The organism is Paraburkholderia nodosa DSM 21604 (assembly GCF_000519185.1).
GTDB classification, from domain to species: Bacteria; Pseudomonadota; Gammaproteobacteria; order Burkholderiales; family Burkholderiaceae; genus Paraburkholderia; species Paraburkholderia nodosa.
The window spans coordinates 95,175-115,804 of the sequence record NZ_JAFA01000012.1; the positions used below are offsets into that span (position 1 = coordinate 95,175).

A 20,630-nucleotide genomic window follows, 5' to 3' on the forward strand; every position below is an offset into this window, starting at 1 on the left:
CGGCGGAAGACAGCCCTTTGCCGGCGTGTGTTTTTCTTGGGGCGGCATTTGCCGCCCCATTTTCTTTTCGGCATGTCCGCTGCACGCTTCACAGTCGCACTGCATATTGAATCCGTCAGGCACTAAGCTCTGACGTTTGCGCCGCCACGCAAGCGAGGCGCGCGCCCACTTCTCATCGCACCCGAGCATGGACCTGACGAGCCGCGAACTCGCGTTGATCGCCGACGTCTTCAAGCTGCTGGCCGACCATATCTTGCCCGAGGGCGCCTTGCGTCTCGAGGTGGGGCGGCGCCTGCTCGAACTGCTGCGCGCCGATGGCCTGCATGCGGGCGCGGACTTGTTCGTCTGGTCGGGCGAAGAGAATCTCGAACATCTGCGCATTCGGCGCGGCAAGCGGCGCGAGCATTGCTCCGCTCGGGAACGGGTGCTGTTCGATCTGGTGCGCCCGGCTTTCATCGCTGCGCTGGCGCGCTCGCGCGCGCAGACGGCGCACGTTCAGCCGCCGCCAACCGACACCTCCACTGCGGATAACGAAGCAATCAGCCGCCTGACGCGGCGCGAGCGCGACGTGGTCGCGCTCGTGGTGGAAGGGCTGCTCGACAAGGAGATTGCCGAGCGGCTAGGCATTTCCTACACGACCGTGCGCACCCATCTCGATCGTTCGTTTCAGAAACTCGGCGTCAGCAACCGCTCGCGCCTCGCGCGGCTCGTGCAGGAGACGCCGCGCTGAGGCGCGCCGCGTCTCCCCTTATTCCGGCACGGCTGCCGAAACGTTCTTGCCTGCGGCGTCGATCAACCCGAGGCAGGTTTGCGCGTTGCCGATCCGCTCGATCGCGAGCAGCGCGAAGCGCGCGAGAAAGAGCGGGCCGTTGGCTTCGCCCAGATTGGTCATGGTCTTGCACAGCTGCGTGTAGACGGTGTCGAGTTCGCTGTCGGTCATGGCTTTCTCCATCTGTCCTTATTTGCGCCCGTGCTCAAGCGCACAGCGCGTGGTCGAGGGCGGCGAGCGCCTGCGCGGCGACGCTGCCGGCTTCGCCGTGCCAGCGGCCGAGCACGTGGCCGTCCGGGCGCACGAGGTAGAGCGCGCCGGGCTGGGCGCCGTACATCGGGAACAGGCGTCCCGTTCGATCCCAGCCGCTGCGGCGCGATGCGTCGGCGGGCTGGCGCCGCGCCAGCGGCACCAGCGCGAACGGCAGCGCGCGCGCGGCCAGCTTCGTGTCTAGCGTGGCAAGCGGGGCGGGCGTTGCGCCATCCTCGCTGAAGTAGAACGCCGTGAAGCCTGGCGCGAGCAGGTCGGTCACGTGGCCTTCGCGCGCGCCTGCCTGATCGACGATCGTGAGCGGGCATTCGGGCAGCACCGTGCCCGGCGCCGGGCCGTTCGCGAATGCGTCGCAGGCCGCGTTGAGCGGCGAGGCCGTGTAGGCGATGGCCGAAGTCTGGCGCGGATTGATCAGCGAGCGCACGGTGGCGTGCTCGCGCGCGAGGCTCAACACGGCCGTGCGCATCAGATCGAAGGCGAACGATGGCGGCGCCATGAACTCCGTGCTCTTGGTGCCGTAGCTCAAGTTTTCGTGCGCGGCGTAGACGCGCTCGTCGGAGTAGCTGTCGAGCAGCGCGTCGCTCGCGAGACCCTTCACGACATACGCGAGTTTCCACGCGAGGTTGTCGGCGTCGTCGATGCCCGAGTTCGCGCCGCGCACGCCGAAGATCGGCACGAGGTGCGCGGCGTCGCCCGCGAACAGCACGCGGCCGTGGCGATAGCGCTCGAGCGTGAGCGCGTTGGCCTTGTAGATCGTGATCCAGACCGGCGACCACGATGCTGTCTCGCCCATCATGTCGAGCAGGCTCTGCACGCGCGGCATGACGTTTTCGGGCTTGATCGCTTCGTCGGCGTCCTCGCCGTCGCGCACCTGATAGTCGATGCGCCATACGTTGTCGGGCTGCTTGTGGACGAGCACGGTCGAGCCGGGATTCGACGCCGGGTCGAAATACGCGAGCCGCTCCGTGGGCCGCGCGCTGTCGAGCAGGATGTCGACGATCACGTAACGGCCCTCATAGCTCGTGCCCTGAAGCTTCAGGCCGAGCGACTCGCGCACCGTGCTGCGGCCGCCGTCGGCGGCGATGAGCCAGTCGGTCTGCGCGGTGTAGTCGCCTGCGGGCGTGGAGAGCGAGAGCGTGGCGCCATGCGCGTCGTCCCGCAGGGTTGTCACTTTCGTGCACCAGCGAATGTCGATGAGATCGGCGTGCCGCTCCGCCGCGTCGAGCAGGAACTGCTCGATGTGGTACTGCGCGAGGTTGATCATCGGCGGCAGCTTCTGGTTTTCGTCCTGCGGCATCGTGAAGTGCAGCACTTCGTCGTTGCGATAGAAGCTGCGCCCGCCGGTCCACGGCAGGCCTTTGGCGAGGAAGCCGTCGAGCGCGCCGAGGCGCTCGACGATTTCAAGGCTGCGGCGCGAGATGCAGATCGCGCGGCTGCCGTAGCAGACCGATTCGTCGGCTTCGATCAGCACCGAGCGCACGCCGTGCTTCGCGAGGCCGAGCGCGATGGCGAGGCCCACTGGACCGCCGCCGACGATCGTCACGGCGTGGCGTCGCGTTTCGTGGCCGCCTTCGAGTTCGGGCAGGCGGGCGGCGTACTGCTTCGCCTCGAACGGATAGGGTTTGAATCCGGCGCTCATGGGGAATGCGTCTCCGATACGTAAGTCTTGTGCTTGCCGGCTTGCCCCGAGCGGGGGCGCTGGCGATGAAGTCAGTATGGAGCGCGAGGCGCGGCCCGCTGTCCTCAATTTGGGTACAGGGGGCTTACGGGGGGAGATGAGCGGGAGTTGCGCACGCCTACGTCTTCGCGCGCTTGCAGCGGGTGTTTAGCCCTGATCCGTCGCCAGACAAAGCGCGAAAAGCTGCCGCTGGCTCGAAATGCCCAGCCGCTGATACGCGCGTTTCTGATACGTCACCACACTGCTGGGCTTCACGCCCATGCACTCGGCGATTTCAACCGCGCTGCGTCCTTCGAGCACGCCGCGCAGGGCGTCGAGTTCGCGTTTGGACAGCGTGGGGCAGAGTCCGCGCAGGCGCGCGAGCATCATCTGAGGAATGCCGAGCTGGCTCTGGCCGCGAATCGTGTAGTGATGCCGCGCCGACTCGCCGATCAGCGGCGCGAGCGATTCGACCAGCTCCACTTCGCCCGGCTGAAAATTCCCGGCGTCGCTTTCGCGGTACAGGTTTACGGAGAGCCAGATGTCGGCGGCCGGCTGCAGCAGCAGCGAGAGCCGGTCGGACACGTTGGGCGTGGCGTAACACGCGGTGCGGTAACCGTCGTGCGCGATGTCCGCGCTGCTTTGCCAGTGCAGCACGAGCGACGAGCCGGGCTTGTCGGTCGAGCCGCCGGTGACGATCTGCTGATTGCCGTCGAGCGCGTAGAAGAGGCGCGCGTAGGTATCGGCGACGTCGCGCAGAAAGCGTCCGCCGCGATGATCGGCCACGGAAACCGTGCGCGGCCGGTTGCCGAATTCGTAGGCGAACACGGTGCACTGCGTGACCGAAGTCGCCGGGCCGAGCATGTTCAGCACTTCGGCGGCGAGCGCATTGGCGTCGTCGCGGCCAATGGCCGAAACGAGGCTGGTGACGCGCGAGAGGTCGAATTGACCTGCCTGCCTCGGTCGATCGAGATGCCAGTAACGCATGTTTCTTGACGGAAAACGGCTGGGAATAGCAACTTTTACGAGATTAGCATCGTTTCGCATCGGCGCGAAAGCGCTAGCAGCGGGGCCGGATCGCCGCGCGCGATGCCACCATGAAGCCTGCGTCAACGAGAGCAAGGAATGGCACGTTGGGGTAATCTCCACCCTCGGCCGGCGCCGTATTCGCGCCATGTTTCCTTACCTGAATATTCCTGCGCGCAGGTTATCTCGAAATGTTGACGCTCCCCACCGCGATTCCACCCGATTTCGGCGCCGGAGCGGTCTTTCTCAGCGTACTCGTCACGCAACTGGGCGTGCCCGTGCCGGCCGCGCCGGTGTTGATTCTCGCGGGCACGATGGCGGCCAGCGGCGAGACATCCTACGGGAGCCTGCTGGCGGCGGCCGTGATCGCCACGCTGCTCGCGGACTCGCTGTGGTTCGCCGCGGGCCGCAAGCGCGGGCGGCGTCTGCTCAACGGGCTCGTGCGCTTTTCGCTGTCGCTGGACACGACGATCCGCATCGCGCGCAACGTATTCGAGCGCTATGGCGCGCCCATTCTCGCCGTGGCGAAGTTCGTGCCGGGGCTCGGCCTGATTTCCGCGCCCCTGCTCGGCACGACTACGGTGGCGGTGCACGTCTTCCTGCTGTGGGACACGGTTGGCGCGGCGTTGTGGGCGGGCACCTGGCTGCTCGGCGGCGCGGCGCTGCATGCGGAAATCGTGCGATTCGCGGCGTTCGTGCGCGCGAACGGCATGACGATCTTCGACGTGCTCGCCGTGGCGGGCGTGCTGTTCCTCGCCTGGCGCTGGCTGCGGCGCATGCAGTTCCGCCACTGGCTGGCGACGCACCGCATTTCGCCCGATCAACTCGACGAGATGATGAAGTCGAGCGCGCCGCCCATCGTGCTCGACGCGCGTCCGCATGCCGTGCGCGAGAAGGAGGCCTACCGGATTCCCGGCGCGCGGCCGCTGAATCTCGAATCGAGCGAAGAACTCTCGCCCGAGCTGATCGGGCGTCCAATCGTCGTGTACTGCGTGTGCCCGAACGAGGCGACGGCCAAGCGCATCGTCGATCAATTGCGCAACAAGCACATCTATCACGCGCACGCGCTCAAGGGCGGGCTCGACGCCTGGGAGCGCCACGGTTATCCGGTCGAGCCGCTGTCCAACGAGTTCCACGCGGCGCATGCCCATGCCGATGAACTCGAAGCGGGCGAGGAAGTGGAATACACCGTGCGGGCAAGCCTTTCCAAATAACGGTAGTTTTGCCGCGCGTCGCCGGGCGCGCGGCGGGACCTACGCGCGCTGCCGGCGCGAGCCGCCGCCCACGTTCTGTCCCGCGTCGCGCGCCATCTGCGCATAACCCCACACCGAAATCAGCGTGAGCACGCCGGCCCCGAGAAAGGCGAGCCGGAAGTCGTCGAGCGTGAACACATGGCCCGTGGTTTCGCCGTTGACGTTCGCGGCCACGCGCAGCGCGAGTGCGCCAAACGCAATGCCAAGGCCGATGGTCATCTGCGCCGCGGCGCTCCAGAGCGTGCTGGCCGCGCTCATCTGCGGCTGCGCGACGTCGGCGTAGGCCAGTGTGGCGAGGGTGGAAAACTGCATCGAGCGCGCCATGCCGTAGACGAACACGACGATCAACACGATGGCGAGCGGCGTGCCGGGCGTGAGCAGGCCGCACGCGATCAACGAGACGCCCGCGACGCTGACGTCGACGACGGAAACCAGCCGGAAGCCCCAGCGTTCGAGAATGCGCGTCGTCAGCGCCTTCATGCCGAGATTGCCGAGCGCGCTCGCGAGCAGCAGCAGGCCGGACTTGAACGCCGACAGACCGAAGCCGATCTGGAACATCAGCGGCATCAGATACGGCGCCGCGCCGATGCCGATACGCGTGACCGAGCCGGTCACGACCGTGATGGAAAAGGTCGGGATTTTCAGCGTGGAAACATCGACGAGCGGGTGCGGATGCCGTCTCGCATGCACGAACGCGACGACCCCGATCGCGACGCCCGCCGCCACGAGCGCCACCGCGCGCCACGGATTCTGGCCGGCCTGGCTCGCGAGTTCCGCGCCGTAAAGGATGGCGGTGAGCGCGGCGCCGCTCAGCACGAGCCCCGCCACGTCGAGCGGCCGGCGCTGTTCGCCGCGCAGGTTCGGCACGATGGCGGCGATGGCCGCGAGCACGGCAATGCCGAACGGCACGTTCAGCAGAAAGATCCAGCGCCACGACGCATACGTCGTGATGAAACCGCCGATGGGCGGTCCCACCACGGGCGCGGCGATGGCGGGCCAGGTGATCGTCGAGATCGCCTGCATCAGCTTGCTTTTCTCGGTGCTGCGCACGACGACCATGCGCCCGACCGGCACCATCATCGCGCCGCCAATGCCTTGCAGAATGCGCGCGGCCACGAACTCGTCGACGTTCTGCGAGATCCCGCACAGCACCGACGCCACCGTGAACGTGACCACGGCGCTGAAGAACACGGTGCGCGCGCCGCAGCGGTCCGCCACCCAGCCGCTGGCCGGAATGAAGATGGCGAGCGCGAGCATATAGGCGGTCACGCCAAGACTCAGGCTATTCGGGCCGATGCCGAACGAGCGCGCCATTTGCGGCAGCGCCGTGGCGATGACGGTCGTGTCCAGGTACTCCATGAAGAATGTCGCGGCGACGAGGTACGGCAGCCAGCCGACGCCGGAGGAACGTTGCGCGGGCGCAGTCATTGCGCCTCCACGCGGAAGAGAGGAATCAATGTGATCTTGGTACGGAGCATGGGCGGGCAGTGGCGAGAGCGCCGATCGGAACAGTGCGGACCGGATAGTGAAGCACGAAGCGCGCGGCGAAAGGCGACAGTTTCCATTAGGCAAAAGCATCTGTACAGCCGCGCGGCGGTCCGCAGCGCTGCGAGTCCTTTGCCGTGAGACCTTCGCGGCAAGCCCGAATCGAAGCGCGTAGACTCGTCCGCTGTCGGCATCTCATCGTCAACCCCTTGATTAGTGGAGGATCGGAAATGGAATACCGTTTTCTGGGTGCGTCCGGAATGAAGGTGCCGGTGCTGAGCTTCGGCACCGGCACGTTCGGCGGCAAAGGCGAGTTCTTCGAGGCCTGGGGCGCAACCGATGTCGCCGAAGCGCGCAAGCTCATCGACATTTGCCTCGATGCCGGTGTGACGATGTTCGACACGGCCGACATCTATTCGAGCGGCGCGTCGGAGTCGGTGCTCGGCGAAGCGCTCAAGGGGCGCCGCGACAAGGCGATCATCTCGACCAAGGCGACCTTCCGCTTCGACGACGAACCCAATAACGTGGGCTCGTCGCGCTTCCACCTGAAGCGCGCGGTGGACGCGGCGCTCAAGCGTCTGCAGACCGACCATATCGACCTGTTCCAGTTGCATGGTTTCGATGCGCACACACCGGCCGAGGAGGTGCTGTCCACGCTCGACGAACTCGTGCGCGCAGGCAAGATTCTCTACACGGGCGTGTCGAACTTCTCGGGCTGGCACCTGATGAAATCGCTGGCCGTGGCCGATCGCTACGGCTATCCGCGTTACGTCGCGAACCAGACGTACTACTCGCTGATCGGCCGCGACTACGAGTGGGAGCTGATGCCGCTCGGGCTCGACCAGGGCGTGGGCGCGGTGGTGTGGAGCCCGCTCGGCTGGGGGCGTTTGACCGGCAAGATCCGGCGCGGCCAGCCGCTGCCGGAGAAGAGCCGTCTGCACAAGACGGCAGAGCAGGGGCCGCCGGTGCCGGACGAGTACCTCTTTCGCGTGCTCGACGCTATCGACGAGATCGCAAAGGAAACCGGCAAGACCGTGCCGCAGATCGCGCTGAACTGGCTGCTGCAACGGCCGACGGTCGCGACGGTGCTAATCGGCGCGCGCGACGAGGCGCAGTTGCGCCAGAACCTGGGCGCGGTCGGCTGGAACCTCACGCCCGAGCAGGTGGCGAAGCTCGACGCCGCGAGCGCGGTGCGGCCTGTCTACCCCTACTGGCATCAGGAGGGGTTCGCCGAGCTCAACCCGTCGCCGGTGTGACAGGTTGCTTCGCCCGGTGATGCTCGATCAAGCCGCTTCGGTCTGGCGCAGGATCTGGGTCGCGCCCAGATGCAGCGCCAGCGCGAAGAACTCGCGCTCCGCGAGATTGAGGGTCTTCGCGGCGGCCATTGCGCGGTAATGATCTTCCGGGTGCAGGAACAACTTCACTTCGACTTTCGACTGACGGTTCTGCGCGGACTCCATGGATGCTTCTCCTTCGGTAACCGGGCGCTCGGCCCGTGACGGGTGCGAAGCCCATTACCGGGCGTCCATACGCGCAAAGGCGCGCGCCGTTTGCCGCGATGCGAGCGGCGGCATGAAAACGGCGATGACGCGGAGTGGGCTTTTCAAGTTCGCCTGCAGCGGCGCGTGCGCGACGGCAGGACACGCGCGCTGAACTAGCGAAGCGTGGGACGACGCAATGCGCCGGTAGTGCGGTTGAAGCCGGGATGAGACAGGTGATGCGACGGCGGGGCAACTTGCTGCATAGCGACCAACCTCCCGATTTTTTCTTCTTGTGCGGCAGGGCGCCGCATGTAGTACGGGCCAGAGTGTAGTCGGGTTTTGTCCCAGGGTAAACCCCTAATTCGAAAAGAATTATTGCATGGATTGAGAAAATCGCGCGGCAAGACCCGAAATGCGGCGTGGACGCACTTCAAATTATGCGGAATGAATAAGGGGGAATGGGGCGGCGTGAACCGCCGCCCCGGCGCTGGCCTGCAAGCCAGCGTGAAGGCGTGAGCGCGTCAGCGCCCGGCCATTATTCTTCGAGGCGCTTGCGCAGGCGCGCACGCGCTTCGCCGAGCGACAGGAACTTGCCGTGTGCTTCGTCCAGCACGGTGACCTTGCCGTGGCCGATGTCATAGACCCAGCCCTGCAGTTCGAGCTGGCCCTGGGCCACGCGCGCCGCCACGGCGGGGTGCGTGCGCAGGTGCGTGAGTTGCAGGCGGACGTTTTCTTCCACGAGCGCCTGAACGACCTGGTCGTCGTCCAGACCGCGGGTCTTGACCACGCTGCGCGCGGCTTCCGCGTTGCGCAGCCACGCCTGAACGGTGGGCATGTCGGCGGTGGCTTCCGCGCCCGAAGCGAGCCCCTTCATCGCGCCGCAATCGGTATGGCCGCACAGCACGATCTGCTTCACGTTGAGCTCGAGCACCGCGAACTCCACGACGGCCGAAACGCCGCCGAGCATTTCGCCATACGCCGGCACGATATTGCCGATGTTGCGGCAAACGAACAGATCACCGGGCTTGGCCTGCGTGATCATTTCCGGCGAAACGCGCGAGTCGGCACAGGTGATGAAGAGCGTGTGCGGCGCCTGGCTGTGGGCGAGGCTGTGGAACAGCTCCTTGTTGCCCGGGAAAACGTGATGAGTGAATTCGTCCACGCCGTCGAGCAGGTGTAACAGGTCGCAGCCGCACGACTCGGAGTGACCGTCGTGCGGGTGGGTGTTGTCTGGCATGGATGTTTCTCTCTTTATCATGAATCGACACTATCGAATGGCAACAGCGGGAGTTTACGCTGAGCCGACCCCTGGCGGATCGGAAACTTCGCGTCACGTTGCCCTGGACAACCGTTTTCCCGGTACTCAATCGTCGAACCGGCAGGATGTGTCGATAAACCGGCCGAAAAGACAGCTAACTACGGGAAAGCGGGCTGCTGCGAGGGCGCTGACGCGTCGTGCGTTTGCGTTCGAAGAGAGATTTTCTCACGCCGGGCGTCGTTGGCACACCCGGGGTGTCGCCGGTGGTGTCGGGATCATGAGGAGGGGTGAGGGGTGAGGCGTGACCGACCAGTCGGTCGGTGCGCTCACCACGCCATGCGCCATTGACCTGAGGAATGGGCAGGGGTGTCGGGCAACAGCGTGTCGCCGGGCGGCGTCGTCGCGTCCGAGAAGTCGGAGAGAATCTCGTCGCGCAGCCGCACGAAGCGCGGATCCGTGCGTTCGCGCGGGCGCGGCGATGCCACGTCGACGATGCGACGGATCCGGCCGGGTCGCGGGGCCATCGTCACGACGCGGTCGCCCAGGTAGATCGCTTCGTCGACATCGTGCGTGACGAGGATCATCGTGATGCGTTCGCGTTCCCAGATGCGCAGCAATTCGTTTTGCAGACGGCTGCGCGTAAGGGCGTCGAGCGCGCCGAACGGTTCGTCGAGCAGCAGCACGCGCGGGCGATTGACGAGGCCGCGCGCGATCGCCACGCGCTGCGCCATGCCGCCCGAGAGCTGATGCGGATACGCCCGCTCGAAGCCCGTGAGGCCCACGAGTGCGATGTGCTCGGCCACCGCTTCGTGCTTTTCGCGTGCCGAAAGCGGGGCGTTGCGCAGCGCCGCCAGGATGTTCTGTTCGGCGGTGAGCCAGGGAAACAGCCGATGATCCTGGAACACGATGCCGCGCTCGAGCGAGGTGTCGCCAATACGTTCGCCGCGCATCATGATCGCGCCGCTATAGCCCGCGTCGAGGCCGGCGATCAGGCGCAACAGCGTGGATTTGCCGCATCCGCTCGCGCCGAGCACGCTCACGAATTCGCCGGGGCGTACATGCAGCGTCACGTCGTCGAGCACGACAAGCGCGGACTCGCCCGCGCCGTAACGCTTGCTCACATGCAGAATGTCGAGTCCCGCGGGTTCAGTGGCGCTCATCGGCTTGTCTCCCAGGTTCTGTTGATTGGTAGTCCGGATCATTGGCCGTTGATGTGCAACCGCGCCAGCACCGTTCGCTCCACGCGCCGTGCGAGCGCATTGAGCGCCCAGCCAATCGCGCCCACGACGACGATGCCGAACAGCACGAGGTCCATGCGGAACTGCTCGCTGCCGTCGATCAGAAGATTGCCGATGCCGCTGCCCGTAACGAGCAGATACTCCGCGCCGAGCGTGGCGAGCCACGAATAGATGAGCGCGAGATAAAGGCCCGTGAAAATGGAGGGCAACGCGGCCGGCAACAGGACGTAGCGGACAAGCTGCAGGCGCGAATAGCGCAACGCCTGCGCGAGTTCGACGTATTTGCGCGGCACGGCGTGAATGCCGTCACACGTATGGGCGGCAACCGGGAGCAGCGCTGCGAGCGAAAGAAACACCACCTTGGCGGCGTCGCCGAGCCCGAACCACACGGAAATGAGCGGAATCCACGCGAACAGCGAGATCTGCTTGAACGTGTCGAAGCTCGGCCCCACGACGCGTGCTGCGATGCGCGAGAGACCCAGCGCGCCGCCCAGCAGGAACCCCGCCGTCGCGCCGATGGCAAAGCCGCAGGCTTCGCGGACCAGCGACGCCGAAAGTGCCCGGACTAACGCACCGCTCTCGATCTGTTCGTAAGCGGTGCGAATCACATCGCCGGGACTCACGAGCAGGCCGCTCTTCACGAGATGCGAGGCGCTCAAGGCCCACCACAGCGCGACGGCGACGAGGGGCAGGGCGGCGCCGCGTAAATCGACACGTCGGCGCGGCCTGGCTTCGGTGGACGCTTCACAGGCGCAATCGGGACGCGCGGACGCTCGTGCAAGCGATATCTTCATGGCGAATTCTCCCTTGTCCTCACTGGTGGCAATCACGCATCGTCAGCCGCGAAACGCCGAAGGCGTGCCGCGCCGCAAACGCCGCTCCAGCACATCGAGCAGACGATTGATGACGAGGCCCACCGCCCCCACCACGACCACCGACGCCATCACGAGATCGAGCTGAAAGAGCTGGCGGCCATACACGATCAGATAGCCGAGTCCCTCTGACGACGCCACGAGCTCGACGACGACGAGTGCGAGCCACGCCTTCGTGAAGGCAAGACGCACACCGGTGGCGAGCGTCGGAACCGCCGCGGGTAGCACGAGCCTCACGATGCGTTGCCAGCGGGTGTAGGCGAATACGCGCGCGACTTCGTCCAGTGTGGCGGGTGTTTGCCGAAAGCCCTGCATGGTGCTGAGCGTGACGGGCACGAGCGCCGCGTGAGCGATCAGCAAATACTTGAGCGGCTCGCCCACGCCGACGAGCAACAGCAGAAACGGCAGCCAGCCGAGCACGGGGATCTGCACGATCGCGTTGAAACTGGGCAGCACCCACGCTTCGAGCGTGCGGGAGAGCCCGAGCGCGCCGCCGATCAGGAAGCCGAGCACGGTGCCGCCTGCGAAGCCGAGCAGCACGCGCTGGAGGCTGATCAGCGTATTGCGCGCAAGCTCGCCGCTCTGGGCGAGATCGACGAAGGTTTCATACACGCGCTGCGGCGCAGGCAGGATTTGCGGTGCGATCCAGCCGCGCGCGCAGCCGACGCTCCACAGCAGAAAAAGCATCGCGGGCAGAAGCCAGGGCGCGAGATGCCACGCAGCTGCGCGCAATACGACGCGCCAGCGCACGTGCGCGCTTGTCGTCTCGATACGCCGCGGTGCTGCTGCACGCGGCGTGTCCGAAGCAATCGTGATCGCGGTTTCCGTCATGATGCGGCTCCTCTCGCGTGCTCAGCCAAGCGGCTTGCCGGCGGCGTCGTAGCGGGTCCAGTAGTGTTCGAGCTTTTGCGCGCGCAACGCGTTGTCGAGATATCGCGGCTCGAACCACGAATCGACCTCCACGGGCTGGCGAATCAGCTTCAGGCGCAGCGCGTCCTGCGCAACGGCTTTGTAGCGCGCCACGATGAATGGATCGATTAGCGGCGAATTGCGGTACTTCAGCGGCTGCTCGCCAAATTCGGCTTGCCAGGACGAATAGCTCACGCCGCTCTTCGCCCAGAGCTTGAAGAGCGCATCGCGGTTCGCTTCATCGGACGACCATTGCGCCGCTTGAACGAAGACATTGACCACGCGCTGCACGATGTCGGGGTGGGCCTTCTCGAAGCCGTCGAGCACGAGCAGATGCGCCTGGCGCGTCAATTGCGGGCCATCATGCTGCGATTCGTAGACGATGCGCGCGAGCCCCTGATCGCGCAGCCGGTAAAGGTGGTAGTCGTTCACCGAGGCATCGATGCCTTTCGATGCGAGCGCCGCGAGCGAGCTTGCCGTGTCGAGATTGATCACGCGTAGCGCACGCTCGTCCAGCTGGTTCCCGGCGAGCGCGTTGTCGGCCACGAGCTGCAGATTCGTGCCGCGAAAAATGGCGACGCGCCGGTCCTTGAGGTCCTTGATCGATTTGATGTCCGAATCGGCAGGCACACCCACCTTCACGCCAGAGCGCACGCCCGACTCCAGCAGGATGCGGGTTTTGAGCCCGTTGGCGCGCGCGAGCACCGAGGGCAAGTCGCCTTGATACGCGAAGTCCAGTGCATTGTCGGCAATGGCCTCATTGACTGCCGGGCCCGCGCCCTTGAAGAAGAGCCACTCGACCTTGATGCCGTCGGCCGCGAATTCCTTTTCGAGCAACTGCTGGCCTCGCACCGTCGCAGCGGTCGAACCGCCGAAAGTGGGCGGGTCGCCCGCGCCTTGCTGCGCGACGCCGATGCGGATCACCGCCGGCTTCTCGGCGGCAGCATGCAGGGAGATGAGCGAAAGCGCGGCATAAATCAGAAGCTGCGGCAGATACTGCAGAACGCGATGTGAACGCATGGGCAGGTCGGATTTGGGTGACGAAACGGGGTGCGCAGACTGGCGAGCTTGCGTCGCTGTCGTTGCCGTTGGGTCATTCTTTTCCGGGTACGCCGATCAGGACAACCAATGATTCGAGATTTGCATTTCTCGATAAAGGCGCTGCGTTTTATGGGGAAAGTGAACGGCAGGGCGCGTTCATGATAGTGGAGCGAAGCCCGTGCCGAAGGAAGAAATCGTGCTATCGATGTGAGCAGAAGCGCAAAGCCGCACCGCGCGCCGGGCGCGGTGCGGTGCGCGAAAGCGCGCCTTATTGCGTTTCGACCGCATGGCGCGGCGCAGCGGCACGCCGCGACGGCATGAAGTACCACACGGCGCAGAGCACTTGCATCCCGACGAGGACAGCCCACACGGTCTGATGCGCGACCGCGGGGTAGTGGCCGTCGAATGCCGGCCAGTGCGCGAGCGCGGCGCCGATCGCGATCTGCAGGAGGAAGATGCCGATGAAGATGACGAGCGTGAACGTGGTATTCACACGGCCGATCAGGCGCGGCGGGAAATATTCGGCGAGCACTGCGTAAGTGAGGATGCCGGTGCCGCCGAACGCGCCGTAAGCGGCCCAAAGCAGGGACGCGGGAAGCGGCACGCGCGCGGCGAGCAAGGCTTGCACGAGCACGAACACAAGCATCGTGACGCCGGAAAAGAGCTGGACGCTCACGCCGCGCCGCTCGAAGCTGCGTGCGAGCGCGCCAAAGCCGATGTTGCCGACAATGAATGCGCCGCCGAGCACGGAAACGAGCGAGGCCGCCCGCGCACCGACATCGGCGGTGCCGGCCGGTACGACGTCGCGCAGGAACGCGCCGACCCACAACGACTGCATGGCGTAGAACACGGCCTGGGTGAGGCCCGAGAACGTCGCGGTCTTCCAGAATGCATGGCTGCACAGGATGTGCGCGGTGCCTTTGAACTGCTCGAGCACGCTCGCCTGGTGGTGGGTGTCGCGCGTGCGCGGCCCGCCAATCCAGATGATGGCGGCCACCAGCACCGTGAGCGCCGCGAGCCCGAGGCTCACCGCGCGCCAGGGCGCGATCGAGAGCAGCCACGAGAGCGGGGCGCCCACGGCCACGCCGCCCAGGCCGCCCACGGCCATCACGAGGCCGTTCACGAGCGTGAGCTGCGCGACGGGAAAGTGCTGCGCCGTGGCCTTGAACGCGCCGCCCAGGCACACCGACACGCCCACGCCGATCAGCAGCCGGCCCACCATCATCGCGGCCATGTTGTGCGAGACGCCGAAGATCAACGCGCCCGCCGCCGCCACGAGCATGACGCACGCGGTGACGCGGCGCGGGCCGTAATGGTCGAGCAGCACGCCGCCCGGAATCTGCGCACCCGCGAAGCCGAGGAAATAAAGGCTCGTGAGCGTGCCGAGATCGGTCGCCGTGAAGCCCATTTCACGCGAGAGAAACGGCGCGAAGCCGAGATTGACGCCGCGAAACAGGTACGAAATGAAGTAGCCGAGCGCGAATACGGCGAAGACGCGCAGTCTGAGTGAGGTCATGTTGGGGGCGAAAGCGGATTGAATGCCTGGCTGTCGATTATTGGCGATTTGCCGTGTGTGAGGCCAGCGAGAGATTTCAGACGGCATTGTGAGTAGAATTTGACGTCATGGCTCGACCTCTCCCACCCTTGCAGGCGCTGCGCGCCCTTGAAGCCGCTGCGCGGCGGCGCAGTTTCAGCCGCGCCGCGGAAGAATTACATTTGACGCACAGCGCCGTGAGCCATCACTTGCGCGCGCTCGAAACGGAACTGGGCGTCGAACTGTTCCGCCGCGCGGGCAGTCGCATGATCCCCACGGCGGCGGGCGCACAGCTGGCCGAGCGCGTGCGCCGCAGTCTCGACGACCTGCGCGACGCGCTCGACGCCACGCGCCCGGGCGTGAGCGGCGTCACGCGTCTGGAACTGAGCGTGATGTCCGATTTCGCGTCGGTCTGGCTGATACCGCGTCTGGGCGACTTCTACGACCGCTATCCCATGGTCGACCTCTCGCTGCGCATGCACGCCGACGTGACGCCGCCCGACCCCTATCCCTTCGACATCGGCATCTGGCATCGGCGGGTCGACGAGCCCGGCTTCCAGATCCGCAAGCTGCTGGACGACCAGGTCGTTGCGGTATGCAGTCCGGCCTTGCTCGCACGCCATCCCGACTTTCGCATGGAAGATCTCGCGAGCATGCCGCTGCTGCGTTTTTCGCGCCGTTCTTGGCGCGACTTCTTCGAAGCCGCGGGCGTGGCCGGCGACGAACCGGAGCGCGGACCGGTGTTCGACGACGCAGGCCTGCTGCTGCAGGCGACGGTGGCCGGGCAAGGGGCAGCGACGGCACGCCTGCAGCTCGCGCGCGGATTCATCGAGCGCGGCGAGCTGGTGCAGTTGGGGCAGGTCCGCATTCCGGCCTCGCTCGACTATTACTTCACGTGGCGCGAGGGGCATCCGCGCGAGGCGGCGATCCAGCAGTTCTATCGATGGATAAAGGCGCAATTGGCCAATTGATGCCGGCCGGCCTCTCGTATTGCGCAATGGGTATTCGGGTTAACCGCTGTCCGTATTGTCAACGCTGCTTGTGTGATGCGCGTTGCTGTTTGAATAAAGCGGCTCAATCCCGCTCTGGATTACGCGATTAGTCATTGTATTCATATCGCATGCACCAGGGCGGATCATGGCTGAAGGCATCGCACCGGGCGTTTAAAAGCGGCAATGAAGCGCCGGTGAATGGGCCGTAAAGCAGGCGCGTGAAGCGATTCAATTGCGTTCTTGCGCGATGGCTTCACTATTTGGACAATCAACTGTATTCGTCTGCGGAAAGCGGCAGGAAGTGTGGCGTGGAATCACAGATTGGGTACGCTTCGTGTCAAGAATGAAATACTTGCGGTATTGTTACTCCCCATCGCCGTTAGGCGCGTGAATGTTTTGTAGTCAATGGTGTAGTTAACGGCCCATTCCTGGGCCAGCAATAAGACTGACAACAGGAGAAACTGCATGAAGGCTATTCAGATGTTCAAGCTTGCCGCAGCCACGGCACTCGTTGCGGCCTCGTTCCAGGTCTACGCGCAGGACGCTTCGGCACCGGCAGCCGCAGAAGCCCCTACCAGCGGTCCGACGGCCTCAGCCCAGCACAACGTCAATCAATCGAAGGCAGCATTGCGCCAGGCACGCGCTGCGAACCGTGCGCTCGGCCGTAAGGTACGTTCGGCCCTCGCACGCGACCGGAACATCAGCGTCTCCAACATCACCGTGCGTGCGAAAGACGGCGCCGTCATCCTGCAAGGCACCGTGCCCGAGGCGGCGCAGATCCAGCGCGCTGGCGATGTCGCCAAGGGCGTCGAAGGCGTGACGTCGGTGCGCAACGCGCTGACCATCCGCCCGGTTGGGACCTGAGCATCGGCTAGCCGGCGCGCGCCCATTGCCCTTCGAGGTGCGGGCGACGCCGCCGGAGCGCGTGTTTTTCTTCCTGAAGGCCGCACATGCAGTCCCATTCATGGACTGCATGTGCGGCTTTTTTATGGCCTGGCGAAACTGTGAAGCGCCATGCGGTAAAGCGCGTTGCGCTCACGGCTCGACGTAATGCATTTCCGGCGATTCGCCCATCAGCAGCGGGCGATTGGCGTCGGCGGCCGCGCGCAGATAATCCCAGAGCGACGTGATGCGCCGCAGCTTGCGCAGGTCCTCGCGGCTGCACAGCCAGAAGCGCCGCGTCACCACGACTTCGTCGGGCAGGATCGGCACGAGGCGCGGGTCGGGCTCGGCCATGAAGCAAGGCAGGATGGCGAGCGCGCTGCCTTGCAGCGCAGCATGGTATTGCGCGATCACGCTGGTGCTGCACAGGTTCGCGGTCACGTTCGGCGCCGTGCGTTCGAGGTAGAGCAGCTCGTGGCTGAACGCCAGATCGGCGACATAGCTGATGAAGGCGTGATTGCGCAGGTCGGCGGGCGTGCGAATGCGTGGGTGGCGCTCGAGATAGGCCGGCGTGCCGTACAGGCGCAACCGGTAGTCGCATAGCTTCGTGTAGACATACTGTCCGCGCTCGGGGCGCTCCAGCATGATCGCGAGGTCGGCCTCGCGCTTTGAAAGGCTCACGAAATGCGGCACCGGCAAGAGGTCGATCGACATGTCGGGATGCTGGCCCGTGAAGCGCGCCAACTGCGGTGCAAGAAAGAAGCAGCCGAAACCCTCCGTCGAACCCACGCGCACATGGCCCGAGAGCGACTGCGCGCCGATCGCGAACTGCTCGCTGGCCGATTGCACCGTGGTTTCCACGGCATCCGCGTAGGCCAGCAGGCGCTGGCCTTCGGTCGTCAGCACGAAGCCGCCCGAGCGCGATTTGTCGAACAGGACGGTGCCTAGCGCTGCCTCCAGCTCGCGCACGCGGCGCGCAACCGTGGTGTGGTCGACGCCCAGGCGCTTCGCGGCGCCGCTCGCACGCTGCGTGCGCGCGACTTCCAGGAAGTAGCGCAGATCGTCCCAGTTCAGTGTCTCCATGCTGCTCGTTGTGTTTTTTTGCATATCGGATGGGCTTTTTCATCTCTATGCCGTGGATATTCGAATAACTATACTCGTTGAAGAACGCGACTGAAACAGCCACGGTCGCACGACAACAAGGATGGAGACAGACGATGCCAATGCAGTCGTTCCCCGCGCGGGCGCCGCAGGTATGCACGCCGGCGCGCCCGTGTTCAGCGGGCCTCTCCTTTACCTCGCCCAGCTCCATTCCCGGCACACTCGCCATGACTGTACGCGTTCGCACAGCGTGCTTGCGCGCGTGCTGCGATTGAGGATTTCGCTGGTTCCGCACCTTTCGCTATATCCGGCCACGGCCGGCCCGTTCGAATCCATCAGGGAGAGTTCACGATGAACGCAGTGACCCAGGCATCCAACGCGCAAGTTTCGACCGTCAAGCTGCTCATCGACGGCGAGTTCGTCGAATCGAAAACGAAGGAATGGCGCGACATCGTCAATCCGGCCACGCAGGAAGTGCTCGCGCGCGTGCCGTTCGCGACCGTCGAGGAAGTGGACCAGGCCGTGAAGGCCGCGCATGCCGCGTTCGCCACGTGGAAGAACACGCCGCTCGGCGCGCGTTTGCGCATCATGCTCAAACTACAGGCGTTGATTCGCGAGCATATGCCCCGCATCGCGCAGACGCTCACCGCCGAGCAGGGCAAGACGCTGCCCGACGCCGAGGGCGACATTTTCCGCGGCCTCGAAGTGGTCGAGCACGCCTGCTCGATCGGCACGCTCCAGCAAGGCGGTTTCGCGGAGAACGTGGCGGGCGGCGTGGACACCTATACGCTGCAGCAGCCGCTGGGCGTGTGCGCCGGCATTACGCCCTTCAACTTCCCCGCGATGATTCCGCTGTGGATGTTCCCGATGGCGATCGTTTGCGGCAATACGTTCGTGCTCAAGCCTTCGGAGCAGGATCCGCTCTCGACCATGCAACTCGTCGAACTCGCCATCGAGGCGGGCATCCCGAAAGGCGTGCTCAACGTCGTGCACGGCGGCAAGGAAGTCGTCGATGCGATCTGCACGCACGAACTCGTGAAGGCGATTTCGTTCGTCGGCTCGACGGCCGTGGGTACGCACGTTTATCGTCTGGGCAGCGAGCACGGCAAGCGCGTGCAGTCGATGATGGGCGCGAAGAATCACGCTGTCGTGTTGCCCGATGCGAATCGCGAGCAGGCGCTCAATGCGCTGGTCGGCGCGGCGTTCGGCGCAGCGGGCCAGCGATGCATGGCGACTTCCGTGGCCGTGTTCGTGGGCGCCGCGCAGCAATGGGTGGACGAGCTGGTGGAAAAGGCGAAGACGCTCAAGGTCAATGCGGGCCATGAGGCCAGGACCGACGTTGGCCCGGTCGTTTCGCGCACCGCGAAAACGCGCATTCTCGGCCTGATCGAGGCGGGCGTGAAGCAGGGCGCAACGCTCGCGCTGGATGGCCGCGACGTGAAGGTGCCGGGCTATGAGAACGGCAACTTCGTCGGCCCCACGGTGTTCACGAACGTGAAGACCGACATGGACATCTACACGAACGAGATCTTCGGGCCGGTGCTCGTGGTGCTGACGGCGAAGACGCTCGATGAAGCGATCGCCATCGTCAATGCGAATCCGTTCGGCAACGGCGTGGGCCTCTTCACGCAGAGCGGCGCGGCGGCGCGCAAGTTCCAGAGCGAGATCGACATTGGCCAGGTCGGCATCAACATTCCGATTCCGGTGCCGGTGCCGTATTTCAGCTTCACGGGTTCGCGCGGTTCGAAGCTCGGCGACCTGGGCCCGTACGGCAAGCAGGTCGTGCAGTTCTACACGCAGACCAAGACGGTCACCGCGCGCTGGTTCGACGATGCGACCGTGAGCGACGGCGTGAACACGACGATCAGCCTGCGCTGATGCGCCGCCCGGCATCAACATGGAGTACTGAACAATAACGGAGACAGGCTCATGAAAATCGGATTTGTCGGGCTGGGCCACATGGGCGCGCCGATGGCGCTCAACCTGCTCAAGGCGGGACATACGGTGGCGGTGTTCGACTTGAGCGCGAGCGCGTTGCAAACGCTCGCCGAGGCCGGCGCGCAGAAGGCCGCATCGGCGAAGGCGGCGGCAAGCGGCGCGGAGTGTGTCATCACGATGCTGCCCGCCGCGGCGCACGTGCGCAGCGTGCTCACAGCGGAAGACGGCGTGCTGGCGGGCATCGCGAAGGGCGTGACGATCATCGATTCGAGCACGATCGATCCCGCGAGCGTCAAGGAGTTCGCGAAGCTGGCCGAGGCGCAGGGGAACGCGTTCGTCGATGCGCCGGTGTCGGGCGGCACGGGCGGCGCGGCGGCGGGGACGCTCACCTTCATGGTGGGCGGTAGCGCCGCGCACTACGAGAGCGTGAAGCCGGTGCTCTCGGGCATGGGCAAGAACATCGTCCATTGCGGCGAGACGGGCACGGGGCAGGTGGCGAAGATCTGCAACAACCTCGTACTGGGCATCACGATGGCCGGAGTGGCCGAAGCGATGGCGCTGGGCGAGGCGCTCGGCATCGACCCGAAAGTGCTGGGCGGCATCATGAACACGTCCACGGGCCGCTGCTGGAGTTCGGATACCTACAACCCGTATCCGGGCGTGATCGAGGCAGCGCCGTCTTCACGCGGCTACACGGGCGGCTTCGGCACGGACCTCATGCTCAAGGACCTGGGTCTCGCCACCGACGCTGCCAAAGGCGCGCATCAGCCCGCGTACATGGGGGCGCTTGCGCAGCAGCTTTATCAGGCCATGAGCAGCCATGGCGACGGCAAGCTCGACTTCTCGGCGATCATCAAGCTGTATCGCGCCGGGAAAGGTTGAGGCACGTAGTTTCGAGTCGCAAAAGGCGCGCTGCGAAGCGCG

The 20,630-nt window shown here is 65.4% G+C and carries 19 protein-coding genes; 7 read left to right on the forward strand and 12 right to left on the reverse strand.

Annotation, left to right across the window (positions count from 1 at the left end):
- The first annotated feature begins 187 nt into the window (after window positions 1–187).
- The gene (locus A3CW_RS54320; RefSeq protein ID WP_051481578.1) at window positions 188–730 is read left to right on the forward strand and encodes a helix-turn-helix transcriptional regulator; all 543 of its coding nucleotides are present in this window, start codon (window positions 188–190) and stop codon (window positions 728–730) included.
- 18 nt (window positions 731–748) lie between these two features.
- Here A3CW_RS54320 and A3CW_RS0119405 read toward each other — a convergent pair whose 3' ends face one another.
- The 3 genes from A3CW_RS0119405 to A3CW_RS0119415 all read right to left on the reverse strand — a co-directional run bounded on the left by A3CW_RS0119405 (window position 749) and on the right by A3CW_RS0119415 (window position 3,683).
- A complete protein-coding gene (locus A3CW_RS0119405) occupies window positions 749–940 on the reverse strand; it encodes a hypothetical protein (RefSeq protein WP_028205049.1) in 192 nt (63 codons plus the stop codon).
- 34 nt (window positions 941–974) lie between these two features.
- A complete protein-coding gene (locus A3CW_RS0119410) occupies window positions 975–2,678 on the reverse strand; it encodes an FAD-dependent oxidoreductase (RefSeq protein ID WP_028205050.1) in 1,704 nt (567 codons plus the stop codon).
- 186 nt (window positions 2,679–2,864) lie between these two features.
- Window positions 2,865–3,683: a helix-turn-helix transcriptional regulator gene (locus tag A3CW_RS0119415; RefSeq protein WP_028205051.1), complete on the reverse strand. Its 819-nt coding sequence runs from the start codon at window positions 3,681–3,683 to the stop codon at window positions 2,865–2,867.
- 230 nt (window positions 3,684–3,913) lie between these two features.
- On the opposite strand from A3CW_RS0119415, the gene A3CW_RS0119420 reads away from it, so the two are divergent.
- Window positions 3,914–4,936 (forward strand): VTT domain-containing protein, encoded by a 1,023-nt coding sequence (locus tag A3CW_RS0119420; protein WP_028205052.1) that lies wholly within the window; start codon window positions 3,914–3,916, stop codon window positions 4,934–4,936.
- A 39-nt stretch (window positions 4,937–4,975) separates the two neighbouring features.
- Here the strand turns inward: A3CW_RS0119420 and A3CW_RS0119425 are convergent, their stop codons facing one another.
- Window positions 4,976–6,403 carry a DHA2 family efflux MFS transporter permease subunit gene (locus tag A3CW_RS0119425; protein ID WP_028205053.1) on the reverse strand — a complete coding sequence of 476 codons (1,428 nt, stop codon included), beginning with the start codon at window positions 6,401–6,403 and terminating at the stop codon, window positions 4,976–4,978.
- Window positions 6,404–6,690: 287 nt separating this feature from the next.
- Between A3CW_RS0119425 and A3CW_RS0119430 the strand changes: the two genes are divergently transcribed.
- On the forward strand, window positions 6,691–7,716 hold the full coding sequence (locus tag A3CW_RS0119430; protein WP_028205054.1) for an aldo/keto reductase: 1,026 nt from the start codon (window positions 6,691–6,693) through the stop codon (window positions 7,714–7,716).
- A 27-nt stretch (window positions 7,717–7,743) separates the two neighbouring features.
- Here A3CW_RS0119430 and A3CW_RS52405 read toward each other — a convergent pair whose 3' ends face one another.
- The 7 genes from A3CW_RS52405 to A3CW_RS0119465 all read right to left on the reverse strand — a co-directional run bounded on the left by A3CW_RS52405 (window position 7,744) and on the right by A3CW_RS0119465 (window position 14,775).
- Entirely contained in the window at window positions 7,744–7,920 is a 177-nt protein-coding gene (locus tag A3CW_RS52405; RefSeq protein ID WP_154677984.1) for a hypothetical protein, read from the reverse strand.
- Between the two features lie 556 nt (window positions 7,921–8,476).
- On the reverse strand, window positions 8,477–9,178 hold the full coding sequence (locus A3CW_RS0119440) for a carbonic anhydrase (RefSeq protein ID WP_028205055.1): 702 nt from the start codon (window positions 9,176–9,178) through the stop codon (window positions 8,477–8,479).
- Between the two features lie 347 nt (window positions 9,179–9,525).
- Complete coding sequence (locus A3CW_RS0119445) at window positions 9,526–10,359, reverse strand: ABC transporter ATP-binding protein (RefSeq protein ID WP_028205056.1); 834 nt, start codon at window positions 10,357–10,359, stop codon at window positions 9,526–9,528.
- Between the two features lie 38 nt (window positions 10,360–10,397).
- On the reverse strand, window positions 10,398–11,231 hold the full coding sequence (locus A3CW_RS0119450; RefSeq protein ID WP_028205057.1) for an ABC transporter permease: 834 nt from the start codon (window positions 11,229–11,231) through the stop codon (window positions 10,398–10,400).
- Between the two features lie 42 nt (window positions 11,232–11,273).
- The gene (locus tag A3CW_RS0119455; protein ID WP_028205058.1) at window positions 11,274–12,140 is read right to left on the reverse strand and encodes an ABC transporter permease; all 867 of its coding nucleotides are present in this window, start codon (window positions 12,138–12,140) and stop codon (window positions 11,274–11,276) included.
- 21 nt (window positions 12,141–12,161) lie between these two features.
- Window positions 12,162–13,238 carry an ABC transporter substrate-binding protein gene (locus tag A3CW_RS0119460; protein WP_051481579.1) on the reverse strand — a complete coding sequence of 359 codons (1,077 nt, stop codon included), beginning with the start codon at window positions 13,236–13,238 and terminating at the stop codon, window positions 12,162–12,164.
- A gap of 289 nt (window positions 13,239–13,527) precedes the next feature.
- Window positions 13,528–14,775, reverse strand: coding sequence for an MFS transporter (locus tag A3CW_RS0119465; protein WP_028205060.1), 1,248 nt, complete (start codon window positions 14,773–14,775; stop codon window positions 13,528–13,530).
- Window positions 14,776–14,882: 107 nt separating this feature from the next.
- Between A3CW_RS0119465 and A3CW_RS0119470 the strand changes: the two genes are divergently transcribed.
- A complete protein-coding gene (locus A3CW_RS0119470; protein ID WP_028205061.1) occupies window positions 14,883–15,764 on the forward strand; it encodes a LysR substrate-binding domain-containing protein in 882 nt (293 codons plus the stop codon).
- A gap of 486 nt (window positions 15,765–16,250) precedes the next feature.
- Window positions 16,251–16,649, forward strand: coding sequence for a BON domain-containing protein (locus tag A3CW_RS0119475; RefSeq protein WP_028205062.1), 399 nt, complete (start codon window positions 16,251–16,253; stop codon window positions 16,647–16,649).
- 171 nt (window positions 16,650–16,820) lie between these two features.
- Here A3CW_RS0119475 and A3CW_RS0119480 read toward each other — a convergent pair whose 3' ends face one another.
- Entirely contained in the window at window positions 16,821–17,774 is a 954-nt protein-coding gene (locus tag A3CW_RS0119480; RefSeq protein WP_028205063.1) for a LysR family transcriptional regulator, read from the reverse strand.
- A 345-nt stretch (window positions 17,775–18,119) separates the two neighbouring features.
- Between A3CW_RS0119480 and A3CW_RS0119485 the strand changes: the two genes are divergently transcribed.
- Entirely contained in the window at window positions 18,120–19,646 is a 1,527-nt protein-coding gene (locus tag A3CW_RS0119485; protein ID WP_028205064.1) for a CoA-acylating methylmalonate-semialdehyde dehydrogenase, read from the forward strand.
- A gap of 51 nt (window positions 19,647–19,697) precedes the next feature.
- A complete protein-coding gene (gene mmsB / locus A3CW_RS0119490; protein ID WP_028205065.1) occupies window positions 19,698–20,588 on the forward strand; it encodes a 3-hydroxyisobutyrate dehydrogenase in 891 nt (296 codons plus the stop codon).
- The last annotated feature ends 42 nt before the right edge of the window (window positions 20,589–20,630 follow it).